The 16,713-nt window shown below is 53.0% G+C and carries 18 protein-coding genes; 8 read left to right on the top strand and 10 right to left on the bottom strand.

Annotated features, from left to right (window positions below):
• Positions 1-296 precede the first annotated feature (296 nt).
• A complete protein-coding gene (locus tag JRI46_04330) occupies positions 297-731 on the top strand; it encodes a hypothetical protein (protein ID MBW2038811.1) in 435 nt (144 codons plus the stop codon).
• An 11-nt stretch (positions 732-742) separates the two neighbouring features.
• On the opposite strand, the gene JRI46_04325 is transcribed toward JRI46_04330, so the two are convergent.
• From JRI46_04325 to JRI46_04290, 8 genes are all read right to left on the bottom strand, one after another.
• Positions 743-1,702, bottom strand: coding sequence for a hypothetical protein (locus tag JRI46_04325; protein ID MBW2038810.1), 960 nt, complete (start codon positions 1,700-1,702; stop codon positions 743-745).
• Positions 1,699-1,986 (bottom strand): YggU family protein, encoded by a 288-nt coding sequence (locus JRI46_04320; protein MBW2038809.1) that lies wholly within the window; start codon positions 1,984-1,986, stop codon positions 1,699-1,701. The genes JRI46_04325 and JRI46_04320 overlap by 4 nt, the downstream gene beginning before the upstream one ends.
• A gap of 1 nt (position 1,987) precedes the next feature.
• On the bottom strand, positions 1,988-2,287 hold the full coding sequence (locus JRI46_04315; GenBank protein MBW2038808.1) for a YggT family protein: 300 nt from the start codon (positions 2,285-2,287) through the stop codon (positions 1,988-1,990).
• A gap of 257 nt (positions 2,288-2,544) precedes the next feature.
• A complete protein-coding gene (gene pgeF, locus JRI46_04310; protein ID MBW2038807.1) occupies positions 2,545-3,255 on the bottom strand; it encodes a peptidoglycan editing factor PgeF in 711 nt (236 codons plus the stop codon).
• Positions 3,239-4,207 carry an RluA family pseudouridine synthase gene (locus JRI46_04305; protein ID MBW2038806.1) on the bottom strand — a complete coding sequence of 323 codons (969 nt, stop codon included), beginning with the start codon at positions 4,205-4,207 and terminating at the stop codon, positions 3,239-3,241. Before JRI46_04305 ends, pgeF begins: the two co-directional genes overlap by 17 nt.
• A 3-nt stretch (positions 4,208-4,210) precedes the next feature.
• On the bottom strand, positions 4,211-5,638 hold the full coding sequence (locus JRI46_04300; GenBank protein ID MBW2038805.1) for an L-seryl-tRNA(Sec) selenium transferase: 1,428 nt from the start codon (positions 5,636-5,638) through the stop codon (positions 4,211-4,213).
• Between the two features lie 8 nt (positions 5,639-5,646).
• Positions 5,647-7,386 carry a TIGR04190 family B12-binding domain/radical SAM domain protein gene (locus JRI46_04295; protein ID MBW2038804.1) on the bottom strand — a complete coding sequence of 580 codons (1,740 nt, stop codon included), beginning with the start codon at positions 7,384-7,386 and terminating at the stop codon, positions 5,647-5,649.
• Between the two features lie 56 nt (positions 7,387-7,442).
• Entirely contained in the window at positions 7,443-7,682 is a 240-nt protein-coding gene (locus JRI46_04290; GenBank protein MBW2038803.1) for a hypothetical protein, read from the bottom strand.
• An 851-nt stretch (positions 7,683-8,533) separates the two neighbouring features.
• On the opposite strand from JRI46_04290, the gene JRI46_04285 reads away from it, so the two are divergent.
• Positions 8,534-9,466, top strand: coding sequence for a DUF1385 domain-containing protein (locus tag JRI46_04285; protein ID MBW2038802.1), 933 nt, complete (start codon positions 8,534-8,536; stop codon positions 9,464-9,466).
• A 25-nt stretch (positions 9,467-9,491) separates the two neighbouring features.
• On the opposite strand, the gene JRI46_04280 is transcribed toward JRI46_04285, so the two are convergent.
• A complete protein-coding gene (locus tag JRI46_04280; protein MBW2038801.1) occupies positions 9,492-10,004 on the bottom strand; it encodes an efflux RND transporter permease subunit in 513 nt (170 codons plus the stop codon).
• Between the two features lie 245 nt (positions 10,005-10,249).
• On the opposite strand from JRI46_04280, the gene JRI46_04275 reads away from it, so the two are divergent.
• A complete protein-coding gene (locus JRI46_04275) occupies positions 10,250-11,152 on the top strand; it encodes a radical SAM protein (GenBank protein MBW2038800.1) in 903 nt (300 codons plus the stop codon).
• On the top strand, positions 11,152-12,072 hold the full coding sequence (locus tag JRI46_04270) for a hypothetical protein (protein MBW2038799.1): 921 nt from the start codon (positions 11,152-11,154) through the stop codon (positions 12,070-12,072). The genes JRI46_04275 and JRI46_04270 overlap by 1 nt, the downstream gene beginning before the upstream one ends.
• A gap of 7 nt (positions 12,073-12,079) precedes the next feature.
• Here the strand turns inward: JRI46_04270 and JRI46_04265 are convergent, their stop codons facing one another.
• Positions 12,080-12,352 (bottom strand): HU family DNA-binding protein, encoded by a 273-nt coding sequence (locus JRI46_04265; GenBank protein ID MBW2038798.1) that lies wholly within the window; start codon positions 12,350-12,352, stop codon positions 12,080-12,082.
• 260 nt (positions 12,353-12,612) lie between these two features.
• Here JRI46_04265 and JRI46_04260 point away from each other — a divergent pair, with 260 nt between their 5' ends.
• The 4 genes from JRI46_04260 to thiL all read left to right on the top strand — a co-directional run bounded on the left by JRI46_04260 (position 12,613) and on the right by thiL (position 16,693).
• A complete protein-coding gene (locus JRI46_04260) occupies positions 12,613-13,194 on the top strand; it encodes a hypothetical protein (protein ID MBW2038797.1) in 582 nt (193 codons plus the stop codon).
• A 311-nt stretch (positions 13,195-13,505) separates the two neighbouring features.
• Complete coding sequence (locus JRI46_04255) at positions 13,506-13,967, top strand: DUF188 domain-containing protein (GenBank protein ID MBW2038796.1); 462 nt, start codon at positions 13,506-13,508, stop codon at positions 13,965-13,967.
• Positions 13,954-15,390, top strand: coding sequence for a threonine synthase (thrC, locus tag JRI46_04250; protein MBW2038795.1), 1,437 nt, complete (start codon positions 13,954-13,956; stop codon positions 15,388-15,390). The genes JRI46_04255 and thrC overlap by 14 nt, the downstream gene beginning before the upstream one ends.
• Before the next feature lie 316 nt (positions 15,391-15,706).
• Positions 15,707-16,693, top strand: a complete 987-nt coding sequence (gene thiL / locus JRI46_04245) for a thiamine-phosphate kinase (protein ID MBW2038794.1) — start codon at positions 15,707-15,709, stop codon at positions 16,691-16,693.
• Positions 16,694-16,713: the final 20 nt, after the last annotated feature.

Here is a 16,713-nt window from a genome sequence, read left to right as displayed (position 1 = left end):
GGAGGGTAGGTGGGGGTGATTCTAGGTGTCTTTTTCTCACCCTCCCCTTTATCCCCTCCCATCAAGGGAGGGGATAATAAGATACCCCGCAGCTTGCTGCGGGGAGGTTCATTGCGAACACCTGGCGGCGAAAGGGGGTGAGAACAGAATTCCAGAAGCTTTCTTTAGTGTGCCTCTAAAGGTGGGTGATTATACCCTGTGGAGGCCTCTGTGTTGGTAACCGATACCAAGCGTGAGCTTTTGTGTTCAACACCGCTGACAGAGGAAAGAAGTTTGTTAGCAAAGGAGATGATCGTATGACTGCAAACAAGGTGGTTATACATTATAAAAACGGAAAGATCTTGAAGGGAACAATCGCAGACTTCCTTCCAACAAGGCCGACATTTCATCTCATTATTGGAGGGATTGATAGCGAGGAGGTCAAGGAGATTCCCGTGGAGGACCTTAAAGCCGTTTTCTTTGTTAAGGATTTCATTGGTGATAAAAATTATAAGGAAATCAAAGGCTTTGGTGACCGTCCCAGATCGGGAAAAAGAGTAAAGGCTATGTTCAAAGATGGAGAGGCTATTTTTGGATATACTCACGCAATCAACTTTGACCACCCTGGACTCTTTCTCGTTCCTGCTGATCCAAATTGTAATAACGAAAGAGTATTCGCTGTCTATTCATCTTTAACGGGATTAGAGGTGGATGGTTCTCCTGTTGACCTAAGGAAAGTCAGAAGAGGTTGAGACAAGGCTTTTTAAGTAGGATACCCCTCATTCCCCTCCTCAGGTGATCCCGGAGGAAGGGGGGGCTCTGAAAGGGCTTCCTCCCTCTCCCACTCCTCCAGGGCCCTTTTCGTCCTCCTGCGCTTGCGCCAATAGCTCAACAAGAAGAGGAGGCTCGCCAAAAACCACAGGGAGAAGAAACTGGTGACGATGGGGATCCAGCTATATCTCCTCTTCAGTTCCTTCTTCCACCTCCTCTCCAGCTCCCTGAGCCCGAGGCCGGTGGCCAACCTCAGGGCGGTATCCACATCGAGGCCATGGGCCATCCCCTTGATGAGACGGGGAAGGGCCTTAGGCCCAAACTCGTTTTTGATAAAGCTCACAAAGCTGAAGCTCTCTGCATAGGCTAGCTGCGCCTGGTGCTGGGCCAGGGGAAAGCCATCCTCTAATTCCTCTAAGGGGAGGAGAGATTTTGTCAAGACCCCTTTGGCAAGGATGTAGGTCCAGGAGAGGTCCCACTGCCTGCTCTGGATCATGGCAAACCCCTCATCCAGCCAATGGGGTGCCTCTTGTCCCTTCAGGGCCGTCCACAAGGCGAGGTGGGCGTATTCGTGCCGAAGGACCTCTTCTATCTCTGTCCTACCCCCCTTCACCGCCCGGGGTGACCTGAGGATGATGAGGTTGGGCCGGGGATAGGCCGTCCCCACCGACCAAGAAGGGGGTTGGCCCCCGGGCTGCACCTGCTGAAAATCCCCCCAGGTAGGGGCCAGATAGATCAACGTGGGAGAGGGGGGAGTATGGCCGATATCCTGAAGGACCACCTCCCTGGTCTCCTCAGCCCGGCTGAGCAGAAAGGCGGCCATCTTCTTCTCGGCTCTTTGATACCTCATGATGAAGTGGGGAGAGCGGAGCTCAAGCCATGATGAGGCAAGGAGTGATCCAGGGGATAAGAGGAGGAAAGATATGAGAAAGAAGACAAAGGCTTTCTTCATAAAGGGGGGAGGCCGATACCCAGGGCCCTTTCCAGTTCTTCCTTGGAGATGCCGGAGATCCTGAGGAGTTTTCCCCTGGAGCGTTGGCCGGTGATGATCTCTACCTGGGAGGGGGAAAGCCCTAATCTCTTGGCAAGGAACATCCTTAGGGCCTTGTTGGCCCTCCCCTCTAGGGGGGGAGAGGTCACCCTCACCTTCAAGGCATCCCCCATTAATCCATCAATTCCATCTCTGGAGGCCCGGGGCTGGAGAAGGACCTTTAGGGTCACTGCGCCCTCCTTCATCTTATCCCCACCTATAGGCTATCTGGATCAGGGTCCTGACCAGGAAGAGTTTGAGGAAATAGATCACGAGGATAACTATGATGGGGGAAAAGTCGATTCCTATTCCCCCTGTAGGAAGATACCTCCTCACACGCCACAGGACCGGCTCTGTTGCCCGATAAAGGAACTGGACAATAGGATTATAGGGATTGGGGCTCACCCAAGAGATGACGGCCCTGGCGATGACGATCCACATATAGATAGTGAGGGCGATGTTGACCACCATGGCCACGGCAAGTATGAGATTGGAAAAGACAAACATAAAGGCCTCCGTCAATTGCAAATTGAAAAATGTAAATTGTAAATTGCAAAGTTAAGGAGATTTTTTAAATAATTTTGCATCTTGCACTTTGGACGACCTTTAGGTCGTCTCTTCAGGGGGACTGCGCCCCCCTGAAACCCCAAAAGGTATTCTCCTTATTGGGGGTCTGGGGGCTTTGCCCCCAGAGAAACAGGTCATAGACCTGTTGCATTGAAGTTTAGCCATTTCATCAAATGGCTAAACTGGTATACGCCTTCTTATCCCAGCATGATAAAACTCAACTGTCTCCCCGTCTTTCCATCCCTCCGGTAGGAGAAGAAGAGGTCCTCCCTGCAAGCGGTACAGAGGGAAATATCTTCAATATTCTCTGGGGGAACCCTGGCTTTTGATAATTGTAACCGACTGGCGCAGCACAAGTCAAGGTAACTCCTTCCCCTTCTTTCCTGGATGAACAGATGGCCGCCGTCATGGGAGCCCCGAAACAGGTCTACCACATCCTTTCCTATTTCGTAGCAACAGGGGCCGATCCCTGGCCCGATCCCCACCAGGATGTCTCTAGGTGAGCTCCCAAAGACCTCTCCCATCTTCGAGATGGCCCTCTGCACTATCCCCTGCCATATCCCCCGCCAACCAGCATGCACAGCGGCGATCACCCCCTTGGACTCATCTGTCATAAGGATAGGTATGCAATCCGCCGTCCAGACCCCCAGGGCGATCCCTTCCCTATCCGTAATCACGGCGTCATAGAGGAGGGGGTGGATTAAGGCATTGGGGTCTTCCTTTACTATTAACACCTCGGCCCCATGGACCTGCCTCAGGGAGAGGAGTTGCCTGGGCACCAGACCATGGGCCGCAAGTGTCCCCTCCCCTTTCTGCCTGGTGCCGAAGGCATGCCTTACCCCCCTCAAGATAGGGAGTTGGAGGAAGACCGTCCCGTTCTGCTCCTTCAATTCAAACCCTTTCACCACGCAGCGCCTCCAGGATCCCCTCCATGTCTTCCGGAAGGGGGGAGGTGAACTCCATAAGCCTACCCGTGGCTGGGTGATGGAAGGCGATGAGATGTGCGTGCAGGGCCTGCCTCCCCAGGGCCCCAATTCGCTCCCTCAAGGAGGAATCCTTTATCAGGGAAAGCCTCCTCTTTTTGGCATATAGGGGGTCACCTACCAGGGGATGGCCGATAGCGCTCAGGTGGACCCGGATCTGATGGGTCCTGCCTGTCTTGGGCCTCACCTGCAAAAAGGTGGCCTCCGCAAACTGTTCCTTCACCCACCAGTGGGTCAGTGCCTCCTTGGGGGTGCGCGTATGCACAGAAAATCTCTTTCTATCTCTGGGATGCCTCCCCACAGGGGAGGTGATCATCCCCTCTTTCCCCTCCATCCTTTCGTAGACCACGGCTAGGTAGAGCTTTTTTACCTCCCGGGTTCTAAACTGCCTCATCAAGGCCTCATGGGCCAGATCATTCTTGGCCACCACCATGACCCCTGAGGTCCCCTTATCCAAGCGATGGACGATCCCTGGACGCAATACCCCTCCCACCCCCTGTAGATCGCGACAGCGAAAAAGCAGGGCATTGACCAGAGTCCCTGACGTCACCCTCCCCGCAGGGTGAACCACCATCCCCGGGGGTTTGTCCACTACAGCGATATATTCATCTTCATAGAGGAACTTTATGGGCATGTCCTCGGGCAGGGCCTCCGAGACCTTAGGTGCTGGAACCCGCCCTCTGATCAGATCCCCCTCCTTGACTCGAGTCCCAGCTTTGCCCTGGGCAGCGTTGAGCAGGATATAACCCTCCCGGATGTATCGCTGGATCTGGGAGCGGGATGTCCCGGAGAGATGCTCGGCCAAGAAGAGGTCGAATCTTTTTCCCTGATCCTCCTTCCCCACAATGAGGGTAAAATCTCCCCCGGAGATGGCCATCCCCTAATCGCTGATCTTTTTTAAGGCCTGGGCCATCCCTTGGGCGATCGCCATGAACTCATCGTCTTGGATGGTCCTGAGGTCCAGGATAAGTTGGTCATTGGCTATCCTGGCGATGATGGGCGGATCTAGATTCCTCATCTCTGCCTCCAGGGCATCTACAGGGGCCTTTTGGGGTTTGATGATTAAGGCCCAGGTGGGCAGGTCTTGCAGGGGGAGGGCCCCTCCCCCTACCTGGGAGTGCTCCTGGATTATCTCGATCTGGGCCCCCTCTGTCTCCCTCTTCAGGAGGCGCTCCAGACGCTTGGCCCTGTTGCGGAGCTGCTCCAAGGGGGCGGTCAACATACGCAGGGTAGGGATCTCCTTCATTACCCCCCCCTCACTCAGATAACAGATGAGGGTGGACTCCAAGGCGGCCAAGGTGAGCTTATCTATCCTGAGGGCCCTGTTCAAGGGATTGACCTTTATCTTATCGATCAGCCCCTTCCTGCCCAGGATGATCCCGGCTTGGGGGCCTCCCAAGAGCTTGTCTCCGGAAAAGGTCACCACATCGGCCCCCGCCTTGATGGCCTCCTGGACAGTCGGCTCCTTCTCCAGCCCATATGAGGAGAGGTCGATGAAGCAACCGCTCCCTAAATCGTTCATCACGGGGAGATCATGTCTTTCTCCGAGCTGGACCAACTCCTCCAAGGTGACCCCCGAGGTAAATCCGACCACACGGTAGTTGCTGGTGTGTACCTTGAGCAGAAGGGCAGTGTCTTCGCCGATGGCCTCCTCATAGTCCTTCAGGTGGGTCCTGTTGGTAGTGCCCACCTCCTTGAGGATGGCGCCGCTTCTGGCCATGACATCTGGTATCCTGAAGGCCCCCCCTATCTCCACCAATTCCCCCCGTGAGACGACCACCTCTGTCCCCGCAGCCAGAGTGTTGAGGGCCAGGAGCACGGCCCCGGCATTGTTGTTGACCACCATCCCTGCCTCTGCCCCACTCAGGCGCAGGAGGATCTCCTCCACGTGGACGTAGCGAGACCCTCTCCCCCCCCTGGATAGATCGTACTCCAGGTTGGAATATCCCCGGGAGATCTCCACCAGGTGCCTCAAGGCCCTTTCCCCCAGGGGGGACCGTCCCAGGTTGGTGTGGACCACCACCCCTGTGGCGTTGATGGCCTGCCTTAGGTGTGGGCTGACCTGTTTGGATATTTCCTCTTCGAACAAAGGGAGGAGATGAAAGAGAGAAAAGATCTCCTCCTTTAGGTCATCCCCTCTCTCGGCGCGCAAGATATCTTGCCGAAGTCTATCCAGCCCTCTTCTGATTCCCTCCAGGACCACCTCCTTGGGATGAAACCGCAGAAGCCTTTTCACCTCCTCAGCAGAGAGGAGTTCATCCACCTTGGGGATCTTCCTGAGATATTTACTCTTTTCCCTTTGGGACACAGCTCCTCCTAGGGTGCTCGCAGGATGTTGGGGCGGCGGGGAAACAGGATGGTGCGTAGAATCTTGAGGAAGTTCATCCTGAGAAAGTGGGTGGGCCACTCTAACTCTCTCTTGTCACAGACGACGGCCTTTTCCATCTCCCTCACATGGACCCCCAGCCTTCGGAGCCCCTCCTCTCTCTCTCCCCCCTCCATGGTATCCATGATCACGTCGATCTTTCGCATCATCTCCACCGCTCGCTTGATCCTTTCCTCAATGGACTTGGCCATCTCCGGATCTATGATTCCAAGTTCCCCCTTGAGGGCGTTTAACCTTTTGCCCCCCTCATAGGTGCTGTAGACGATTTCGTGCCTGGTCATCCACTGGGTCTCGTAATTGAGGAAATACTTCCAGCTGGGCCCCTCTAAGGCCCGTCGATGCTCCTCGAGGGTACGAAAGAGGAGACGATAACCGAACCTCTCCGGCTCTTCAAAGACTATACTCCCCGGGTCCAGAAAGGGGGCCAGGGGGGAAATAAAGGGGAAAAGTGTTTTCTTCTCCCCGTATCTCTCCAGGAGGTGGCGGCAATAAGCGGCCGTCTCCAATACAGAATCATAGCTCTGTTTGGGCAGTCCCACCATGAAGAAGAGATCTATCCTCTTGGCCTCTGTCCTTACCGCCTCATCCAGGAAGTCTTCCAACTCCTCATTGGAGTAAGGGCGCCCAAAGGCCCTGCGTATCCCTTTATCATGGGATTCAGGGGAGATCTGGATGTTGAAATTGGGGGTGGTCTGGGCGATCTCCTCCAAGACCCCTACCTTTGGGGGGCGGAAAAACTCATAGACGATATGATTTCTGATCCTTGCTTTACGGAGTTCTCTCAAGAGGGCCCCCGCATAATTGTCCCCTGGCTGCATTATATCCCCGATGATGAAGATGGGGGCATTGAGGTGACGTTGGACGTTGATGATATCCCTGGCCAAGAGTATGGGGTCGCGGTAGGCAGGACGCCTTCTTCCCTCCATCCTCCTCAAGGCCCAACTGGAGGCCCCGCAGGTCTTACAATTATAGGTACAACCACGGCAGGTAAAGACGGCGGTGAGGGGATAGAGGAACCAGTTGGTGAAGGGGGTATAGCCGATAAGGTCTCTGTACCTGGCCACATGGCGCATGATGTGGCCATAGTCGATAACCACACTATTGAGGTCAGAGGGGAGCTCGGTCAGGGGGTTGACCATCACCCCTGCGCCGTTCCTCCAGGTGAGGTTGGGGACCTCAGAAGGGTCTCCCCCATCCCTGATGACCTTCATGAGCTGAAGGAGCGGCTCCTCCGCAGAATCTCCCCTTACCACGTAATCCACCTGAGGATATCCTCTGATGATCTCTTCGTGGAAGTAGGTAGCGGAGAACCCACCGAGGATGACAGGGATCTCAGGGTGGTATTTTTTGATCATACCGGCTATGGCCAGGCTCCCATGGCAATGAGGCATCCAATGTAGATCTATGCCAAAGGCCCGGGGGTGCAGGGAGGCGATGAGCCCCTCCACATCGAACTTCTCCTTCTTGAGCATCTTCATGGCCACATTGATGATCCTCACCCGAAAGCCTTTCCTCTCCAGGTATTCCGAGATACTGGCGAAACCAATAGGATACATCTCAAAGATAGGGGTGGAGGGGATCACATCGCTGATGGGGCCCAATTTAATGGGGCGTTTCCTAAAATCGTATATGGCGGGTGGATGTAGAAGGATCAGATCGACTTTGGCCATGTCAGACCCCCTAATAAGCATGTAAAAAGATTAAATACCATGTATTCTGCCTCAGGTCAAACTTCACCCCCCATCCTCTCCCTGATGGCCATCTCTATGGCCACCAGGCCTATATAGAGCCTCCGCATCTCGGTGAGGTTAACTACCCTTTTCCTTTTGAGAAGATTGGCTCCTTTCAAGGTCTCTTTCCAATAGAATAGGATGTCCGCATCATCAAAGTACTGAAGCCCCTTGATCTCTCGCAGGATCTCCTTTCCATAACCCCTGCTCAGACATTCATGCGTTTCTCTTCTCAAAGCCACCCCCACCGAAGAACTAAACCCTCATAAAGTTTATCCTCACCTCGCTGATGAAAATGCCATAGTGATTATGGCACGTCCCTCTGGGGGCCCTGGCCCCCAGAGCCCCCAAAGAGGGAATACCTTTTTGTGGTCCAGAGGTCTAACCCCACCTAGAGAGACATCCAGGATGTAGTCCTTACTGTGGGTTTCAGGGGCCTCGTCCCTGAAGTAAGACCGAAAAATACCAAAAAGGTCTGAAACCTTTGGGCATCCCATTATACCGTGCATTTCCACGGTAATTATAGCACAAAAAATTTCTTTGGAGGGGGGGATTTTAGCTTTGGGCAACTAAAGAAAAAGGGGATCTACCAGAGGGCAGATCCCCCAAGGAGTAGGAGGGGTTATCTTATCACCCAATGACCCGGCACCCAATGGCAACGAGGTCCCAAATGGCACCGAGGTCCCCAATGGCCTGGGACCCAGACCGCACAATGGGGTCTTGGGCGAGGACGGGGGGGATAGGGGCGGACTACTGTGGTACAGGAGACGAAAAAGACACAGATCAACAAAAGAAGAGCGAGTTTAGACAACGAAGATCGCATGGTCGTTCACCTCCGGGCGTGGAATATCTTCATATCTATAGACACTGAAATAGAGGAAAGGTTTAATCCAAAATGGGGAATTTTATCCCCCTATTGAGCCTGGTTCATCTTTTCTTGACCTCAAACTTTTTACAATGTATATTCTTCACCTAAAGTCACATTAGCAACGCATTTTGCATCAACTCAGCAGAAGTTGATGTGAGATCGTGGGAGGTTTAGAGCGATTTCACAGGAAGTACGTAGTGGACCAGCAGGAATCTACTGATGTCTGAGGATAAGTCTGTTGGAGGCCAGGCCGTCATAGAAGGTGTGATGATGCGTACGCCAAGCAGGATAGCTACGGCTGTACGCAAACCTGACAAGGAGATTTTAGTCAAGAATGACCCCTATGTAGCCCTCTCGAAACGACATAAGCCCTTGAACATCCCTATCTTACGCGGCGCTTTGTCCTTCTTTGAAATATTGCTTATTGGTATTAAGGCACTGAATTTTTCTGCCGATATAGCCCTAGAGGAGGCCCAAAAGGCAGAGAAAGGCGTGGATTGGGAACGTACGCGAGGCAAGAGAATCAAAGATGGGCTTGTCCTCGCAGGAATCATAGCACTTGCCTTTGGCCTAGCTATCGGCATCTTCTTTGCTCTGCCTTTGCTTCTTACAGAGATTATGGGGCTGTCCAAAAACGCCCTACCTTTTAATGTGGTGGCGGGGATCATACGAGTTAGCTTTTTCTTGGCCTATCTTTGGGCTATCAGTCAGTGGAAAGAAATCAAGCGGATCCTTGAGTATCACGGTGCAGAACATAAGAGTATCTATGCCTTCGAATCGGGTGAAGAGCTTATTGTCGAGAACGCGCGTAAGTATAGGACCCATCATCCACGCTGTGGGACCAGTTTTTTACTTATTGTGGTTATACTAGCCATTTTGTTGTTTGCGATTGCCGACACCATTGTTGAGATAAAGATAGGCCATAGACCTACTCTTTTGCAAAGGTTCATGACCCATTTTTCCCTTTTGCCGCTCTTGGGCGGGATCTCATTTGAGCTACTAAAACTGTCCGGCAAGAAACGCGACAACAGGTATGTCCAGTGGTTGGCAGCTCCCGGGCTTTGGCTACAGAGGATCACGACAAAGGAGCCCGATGACTCCCAGTTGGAGGTGGCCATTGTGGCGCTAAAAAGTGCCCTGGAAGAGGCGTAATATGATTTCACCCTTTGCTGAAGGATCAGGTTTGACTCTTAAGCCGAGTTTGGAGGCTGTGGGCTAGGGAACAGAGGACCGGGACCACAACCAGAGTCAGTAGTGTTGCCACCCCCAGACCGAAGATAACAGCTACAGCCATAGGTCCCCACCACTGGGTCGATTCCCCCCCAATATTCCAGGCGAACTTCCGAAAATCGAAGCTAAATCCAGTAGCCAAAGGAAGGAGTCCCAGGATGGTGGTGATGGCCGTCAACATGACCGGCCGAAACCGGGTGAGCCCGGTCTGCACCAGGGCCTCCCGATATGAGAGTCCCCTTTGCATGAGTTTATTGTAGTAATCGATCAGAACAATGGTGTTATTCACCACCACACCGGCTAGACTGATGACCCCGGGGACCGGAGATGGTGAGGCGCTTGAGACTCTCCACGGAGCGCCGATCACGTTCCGGGAGCCGGGCGATGATGTCGTACTCCTCTTTGCCTTCGCGGAAGACCCCGACTTTGACACCGCTTTACTTTGGGCGAGTGACCCTATATCTTCTTAAATCCTTATAAGGGTTTAATTTCACTCCCGCCTATGTAAAATACAGGATTCAAGGATTCGAGGGATCAAGGGATTGTCATTCACTAGAACCCAAGACCCCTAGGCTCCTAGGATCCTGCCTTATCAGGGGGTTTCAGGGGGCGCAGCCCCCTGAAGTAAGGCCAAAAGGATGGTATTGGGTGCGAAACAGTCTTGAACGGTCTCCCTTTACCGTGATATCCTTACAATAAAGAGAGATGCATCAGCCTGCTTACATCTCTTTGTATGAGAAGGGAGAATTAAAGGGGAGGATCGATGCCCTGAGGGAGATCCTCAAGGAGTGCTGCCTCTGCCCCAGAGAATGCAAGGTGAACCGCCTAGAGGGGAAGAGGGGATATTGTCGGGCAGGGGCGGATGTGATGATCTCCAGCGCCTTCCCCCATTTCGGTGAAGAGCCTCCCTTGGTGGGATACCACGGCTCAGGCACCATCTTTTTGACCAACTGCAATCTGAAGTGCGTCTTCTGTCAGAACTACGATATCAGCCACCTTGGGGAGGGGGAGCGGATAACTACTTCTGAGCTGACCCAATATATGATTGGCCTTCAACGCCGCGGGTGCCACAATATCAATTTTGTCACCCCCACTCATTACGTCCCCCAGATTGTGGCGGCCTTGCCAGAGGCCATTGAATTGGGGCTAAAGATCCCCTTGGTCTATAACTGTGGAGGTTACGAGTCTCTGGAGGTGATCAGGCTGCTGGATGGGATCATCGATATCTATATGCCCGATACCAAGTTCTCCCAAGAAGGGGAGGCCACCAGGTATTGTAATGCCCCTGACTACCCCCAAGTCCTGCAAGGGGTTCTCCTAGAGATGCACAGACAGGTGGGGGACCTAATCCTAGATGAGCGAGGGATTGCCTATCAGGGGCTCCTGATCCGCCACCTGGTGATGCCTAATGGGGTGGCAGGCACAGAGGAAATCATCCCCTTTATTGCCCAGAAGTTGTCGGTCCACTCTTATGTAAACATCATGGATCAGTACCGTCCCCTCTATCGAGCAGGAGAATATTCAGAGATAGACCGTCGGATCACCTACCGGGAATATATGGAGGCGATAAAGATCGCCAAGGGGGAGGGGTTATACAGGGGTTTTTGATGGATATCAAAAGATTGTGGGAAGAGTTGTTGGGATTAAAGGAGGAGATTCAAGGGCTCCGAGAAGGGATAGCGAAGCTAGAGGAGAAAATTCTCGTCAATGAAGGACAACTCCAGCGGGCCATAAGGGCCCGGGGGATGAAGGTCCACCGCAAAGACCCCGACGGTGATCTCCTCTTCTCCCCCGAAGCCTCACCAGAAGAGAGGACCTCCTTTTATCAGTTGCTGAGACACTACTCCTTCCGCCTCTTTTTACGGGATTTGATCAGTAAAAAGGAGTCCTTTCGGGCGGAGGAGCTTTTGAGATATTGTTCCATTGAGGCCGCCCAAAGGTATATCTCCTTTCTCCTCAAGTTCAGGATCATAGAGGTAATTGAGGAAGGGACCTTTCGCCTGCTAAAGGGGTCAATTTATAGCTTTGGCCCCACCTTGGAGTGGTTTATCGCCCAGATGTTTGAGAGGGAATTTGCCTCCCCCACCTACTATGGGGTCAGGTTCAAAGACACACCCAGTGGAGGTGATTACGACGTCATCTCCCTTTGGGAGGGGCGGATGGTATACGTGGAGATAAAATCATCCCCCCCCAGGGGGATTGAAAGGGGCGAGATAGGATCCTTTCTTGCGAGGATAACTGATCTGTTGCCCGATATTGCCTTTCTCTTCAACGACACCCAGTTGCGGATGAAAGATAAGCTTGTCCTCATGTTTGAAGAAGAATTATTCGAGCACTACGGCAGCATCGGCAGAGACAGATTCCCCGTGCAAAGACTGGTGGATGAGCTTTTTCATATCAATCACCGAATATATGTTGTCAACAGCAAAAGGGATGTGATTACAAACTTCAACCTCTGTCTCAGAGACTTCCTGTTACATCAAAGAACCAAGATATTTCCTATCCTGCCCCCCCATGCAGCTCGTTGATGGGATATTATTTTACCACCTCCTTCAGGCCTTTTCCCACCTTAAACTTGGGTATCTTGACAGCGGGGATACTTATCTCTTCGCCAGTCCGGGGATTTCTCCCCTTTCTAGCTGCCCTATTTGATACAAGAAAAGTTCCAAATCCTGGCAAAGTAATCTTACCCCCTGTCTTCATGACCTCAGTAATGGTGGCAATAAAGGAATTAATGGATCTTTCAGCTGCAGCCCTGGGTATCTTGGCCTCTTTGGCGACTCTATCAATGAGTTCTGCTTTCTTCATTATACCCCCCTCCTTTTAATATTTATAATCCCATGCCCCAGTAACAAGATAATTGCTACCCCCCAATTGTATTGTCTTCTCACCCCCTTCACTCAAAATATCGGCGGAAGATTTATAGCACAAAAAAGAGTAGGTGGCAAGGTGAAAAAGAGAAAGTGAAAATTTTCTTTTGACAAACCTTGCTTTTCGGCGATTTGTCATCTTAATTAAACTTTTTGGAAACTTTAGGGTCTAAAAGGAAAAGACAAGGAGGTGATAAGGTGAGAAAAAGAGTTATCCTTCTTATGGGGTTGGCATGGGTATTATTTGTAACCTTCTACCTTTTCCTGGGAGAAGGTTGGGCTATGCCCTGCCGAAAGGCTTGGGGCAAGCCAGATATCCCTCCGGGGAGCCCTGTAAACTATCAGATATGGAGGGATCGAGACGGTTGGCATATAAGATGGACCAGTGCGGTGAAACTCCGTCACTTCACGGGGAAGGTCTTCAGCCCAGATGGAGAGGTGGTGCTGGTCCGCAGGGTGGGCAAGGAACGAGGGGACATCATCCGCAAGAAAGGGGGGACCATTGTCTTCAATGCTCATACGAAGGGAGGATGGGACGGGTTCGACTTCGTGGCCTATGGTCGCCAGATAGTCTTCGACCTCCAGATAGAGGGCCATTACCTCCCCAAAAGGGTCTTTGTGGGGGCCAATGTCATTAACCCTTTCCACCTCCCCTTCTCCATAAACAAAACCTCTCCCCCCCGTGGCTACTCCCGCCCCCCCAAACCTTACCTCGGAGCCATCTGGATACCTGGACATTATGGCCCAAGGGGGCGTTGGATCCCTGGGCACTGGCTGTGAACCAGAAGGGGCCGGGCAACCGGCCCCCCTTTTTTATCTTAGTGCTTCTCTTAAATACCCCTGGTCTTGAATCAAGGGTTTATGCTATAATTTTATCGTGAAAATACTTCACGGTAAAATTGAGCCTGCAGCTGTTTCGGCCTTTACGTTTTTTCAACCTTACTTCAGGGGACTGTGCCCCCTGAAACCCCCAATAAGGTATTTCCTCTTTGGGGGAGCTTGAGGGGGTTTGCCCCTCAACGGAAGGTCGGATAGAGAATCATAGTATTTTTATGGGGCGGGGTGAGGGGAAAACCCTCATGAGGGTTTATATGAAGATCTATCTGGATGCCGATGGTGCCCCCTGGCGGGATATGGTGATAGAGCGGGCGTGCAGGTATGGGGTAATAGTGGTTATAGTATGTGACTACAGCCATTATATCCCTCTGGAGGAGGGGGTGGAGAGGGTTATGGTCGATGAAGGTAGAGACGCTGCAGACTTCGCCATCTTAAACCGAGTGCAGGAGGGCGATCTGGTGATCACTCAGGATGTGGGATTGACCTCCCTCATACTCCCCAAGGGGGCAGCGGTCATCTCCCCCCGGGGGTATGAGTTCAGCGAGGGCTCCATGGAGGGACACCTCGCCCTCCGCTGGCTCCATCGCAAGATCAGGCTCGCTGGAGGAAGGATACGGGGTCCCAAATCCTTCTCCCAGGATGACCGCATTAGATTCCTCTCCCTGCTGGAGAGGAAGATCATCGCCTTGACGAGGAGGGCAGATGAAGATAGATGATTTCCCGATGGAGGTCAAGGATTATCTCCTCCCATCTCACAAGGCCCAGATGGCCTATGAATGCATCGGGTGCGAGGCAAACTACTCTTTAGACCGCTTCCTCTACACCTGCCCGAGATGCGGCGGCCTTTTGCGGATCGTCGACCTCACCTTCGATGCCCTTAAGGAGATCCCAGGCCCCCTGTGGCAGAGGATCTTCGACCATCGTAAGATGCTCAACGTCGATGGGCTCAAGGGGATCTTCCTCTTCCACGAGCTCATCTTCCCCATTATCCCCTTGGAGGATGTTATCTACCTGGGGGAGGGGCATACCCCCATAGTGAAGGCCAATGAAGAGATGAGTCGCTGGGTGGGGGCAGATTTCTCAATAAAATACGATGGCCTCAATCCCTCGGCCAGTTTCAAAGACCGGGGTATGGCCAGCGCCATCAGCTTCATCAACTATATGATTAAGGCCAAGGGTATTAAGGAACTCTTGGGGATCTGTGCCTCTACAGGGGACACCTCGGCTGCTGCTGCCCTGTACCTCAGCTATCTTCCTAAAGATGTGGTGCGCTCGGTGGTCCTCCTCCCCCAAGGGAAGGTAACCGCAGCCCAACTCTCCCAGCCCTTGGGGAGCGGGGCCACGGTGATTGAGATCCCAGGAGTCTTCGACGATTGCATGAGGACTGTGGAGCAATTGGCAGAGGAGTATGAGGTATGTCTCCTCAACTCCAAAAACCCTATCCGCATCCAGGGCCAAAAGTCCTTTTCCTACGAGGTGGCCCAGCAGCTCGACTTCCAGACCCAGGATCTTGTGGTGGTGGTCCCCATCGGGAACGCGGGGAATGTCACCGCCTTGATGGAAGGGTTCCTCGATCTCTACAATTTGGGTATCATCCAAGAACTCCCCCTGATCCTAGGGGTGCAGAGTGTACACGCCAACCCCATCGTCCTGTGGCGTCAGAGCGGGGAATACAGGCCGGTGGAGGTTAGTCCCAGTGTGGCTCAGGCCGCCATGATCGGAGACCCGGTCTCCTTCCCCAAGGTCTCCCGGTTGGTGGAGGAACACTTTAAAGAAAGGTTTACAGCCCTCCAGGTGACAGAGCAGGAGATCATCGAGGGGATGCTTATTGCCAATCGCTATGGCCATGTGGTCTGCACCCAAGGTGGGGAGTCCATCGTAGGGTTGAAGAAGGGGGTAGAGATGGGGTTGGTGGGATCCAACCACAAGGTGGTGGTGGATTCCACCTCCCATCAGTTGAAGTTCGCGGGATTTCAGCAGATGTACTTTGAGGACTCCTTCCCTGATGGATACGATATCCAACCACGGGAGGAGTTGCAGAATAGGCCCATCTCTTTGGAGGCCTCTGCTGGGGCCATCGCCCACTATCTCGGCCTCAAGAAAAAACCCCCATGTCCTGACAGTCAAAGCGAAGGATGAAAATATTGTTATAAATAGGGCATGGGGTTTTTTATCTAATTCGGTAATTTTAAGGGGGCTAAAACTCATTCGGGGGTGGAGGGCTGAAAAAAGTGAGCGAAAAGGATGCCTCTTTGGGTCGTCTATAGATCTGTCAGGGATGTGGGTGCATGCTTTCAAGCGATACAAACATGTTTAGCCTATAAAGAAACAAGCTCAGGGACTGCTGGGGAAGTTTGAGGGGGATTTCCCCTCAATGTGAGGCTCAAGAAGGGGAGATATGATTTTCATCTCTTAAGGGTAGCGGTAACCGCTATGGCGGTTCATAAAAGGGGTGATGAAGCTCGCAGAGATCGGTGAATTCGGCCTCATCAAGGTCATCAAGGGGTTGGCCGACAAGGGGGAGGGGGTGGTGATGGGGATCGGAGATGATGTGGCGGTCCTCAAATCCTCCTCAGGGAAGTTGCTGCTGGTCACTACCGATATCCTTCTCCAAGAGGTACACTTCAGGTTAGAGTTTATCGACCCCTATCACCTGGGGAGGAAGGCCCTGGGGGTGAACCTCAGCGACATAGCGGGCTGTGGGGGGGTCCCGAGGGCCTTTCTGGTTTCCTTGGTTATCCCACCAGAGGAGGAGGTGAGTTTAGTGCAGGCCCTCTATCAGGGGATGATGGAGGTGGCGGCGGAATTTGGTGTATCGCTGGTGGGTGGGGATACCTCCAGGGGAGAAGGGTTACTGATCTCCATAACCCTCTTGGGGGAGGGAGAAGAGGGGCAGATCCTCTACCGCCACGGGGCCAAGGCCGGGGATCAGATCTTCGTGACCGGGACGTTGGGGGATGCGGCCTTGGGCCTGAAGATGTTGAAAAAGGGAAAAAGGGATGGGGGTCCGGTTCAACGACACGTCACCCCCACCCCTCGGATCAAAGAGGGGAGAGAGATCGCCCGTCGGGCCCTAGCGACCTCCATGATCGATATCAGCGATGGTCTCTTAGCCGATCTGGGACACATAGTGGAGGCGAGCAGGGTAGGGGGGGAGATATGGCTCTCCCGTCTTCCCCTCTCCGAGGAGTACAGGGAGGGGATCGAGGAGTACAGCTCAGATTCCTACCTGTTGGCCCTCACGGGGGGAGAGGACTATGAGTTGCTGTTCACCTCCCCGCCGGGGCGGGAGGAGGAGGTAAGAGAGCTGGCCAAGGAGTTAGGTACCCCTATTACCCCTATTGGGGAGATAGTCGAGGCCTCCCAGGGGATAAAGGTCTATGGGGAGGATGGGAGGAAATATTCCATTAAGGAGATAGGCCATGACCACTTTAAGACCTGAGGGAGGGTAACTGTTTAACA

The organism is Deltaproteobacteria bacterium (genome assembly GCA_019308925.1).
In the GTDB taxonomy this organism is placed as follows: domain Bacteria; phylum Desulfobacterota; class B13-G15; order B13-G15; family RBG-16-54-18; genus JAFDHG01.
This window is presented reverse-complemented; position numbering and strand designations above follow the sequence as displayed.

Excerpts from the sequence above, each read along its gene's own strand:
- JRI46_04330 (MBW2038811.1), top strand. The coding sequence starts at position 297 with ATGACTGCAAACAAGGTGGTTATACATTATAAAAACGGAAAGATCTTG.
- JRI46_04325 (MBW2038810.1), bottom strand. The coding sequence starts at position 1,702 with ATGAAGAAAGCCTTTGTCTTCTTTCTCATATCTTTCCTCCTCTTATCC.
- JRI46_04320 (MBW2038809.1), bottom strand. The coding sequence starts at position 1,986 with ATGAAGGAGGGCGCAGTGACCCTAAAGGTCCTTCTCCAGCCCCGGGCC.
- JRI46_04315 (MBW2038808.1), bottom strand. The coding sequence starts at position 2,287 with ATGTTTGTCTTTTCCAATCTCATACTTGCCGTGGCCATGGTGGTCAAC.
- JRI46_04305 (MBW2038806.1), bottom strand. The coding sequence starts at position 4,207 with ATGGCCATCTCCGGGGGAGATTTTACCCTCATTGTGGGGAAGGAGGAT.
- JRI46_04295 (MBW2038804.1), bottom strand. The coding sequence starts at position 7,386 with ATGGCCAAAGTCGATCTGATCCTTCTACATCCACCCGCCATATACGAT.
- JRI46_04285 (MBW2038802.1), top strand. The coding sequence starts at position 8,534 with ATGTCTGAGGATAAGTCTGTTGGAGGCCAGGCCGTCATAGAAGGTGTG.
- JRI46_04275 (MBW2038800.1), top strand. The coding sequence starts at position 10,250 with ATGCATCAGCCTGCTTACATCTCTTTGTATGAGAAGGGAGAATTAAAG.
- JRI46_04270 (MBW2038799.1), top strand. The coding sequence starts at position 11,152 with ATGGATATCAAAAGATTGTGGGAAGAGTTGTTGGGATTAAAGGAGGAG.
- JRI46_04265 (MBW2038798.1), bottom strand. The coding sequence starts at position 12,352 with ATGAAGAAAGCAGAACTCATTGATAGAGTCGCCAAAGAGGCCAAGATA.
- JRI46_04255 (MBW2038796.1), top strand. The coding sequence starts at position 13,506 with ATGAAGATCTATCTGGATGCCGATGGTGCCCCCTGGCGGGATATGGTG.
- thrC (MBW2038795.1), top strand. The coding sequence starts at position 13,954 with ATGAAGATAGATGATTTCCCGATGGAGGTCAAGGATTATCTCCTCCCA.
- thiL (MBW2038794.1), top strand. The coding sequence starts at position 15,707 with ATGAAGCTCGCAGAGATCGGTGAATTCGGCCTCATCAAGGTCATCAAG.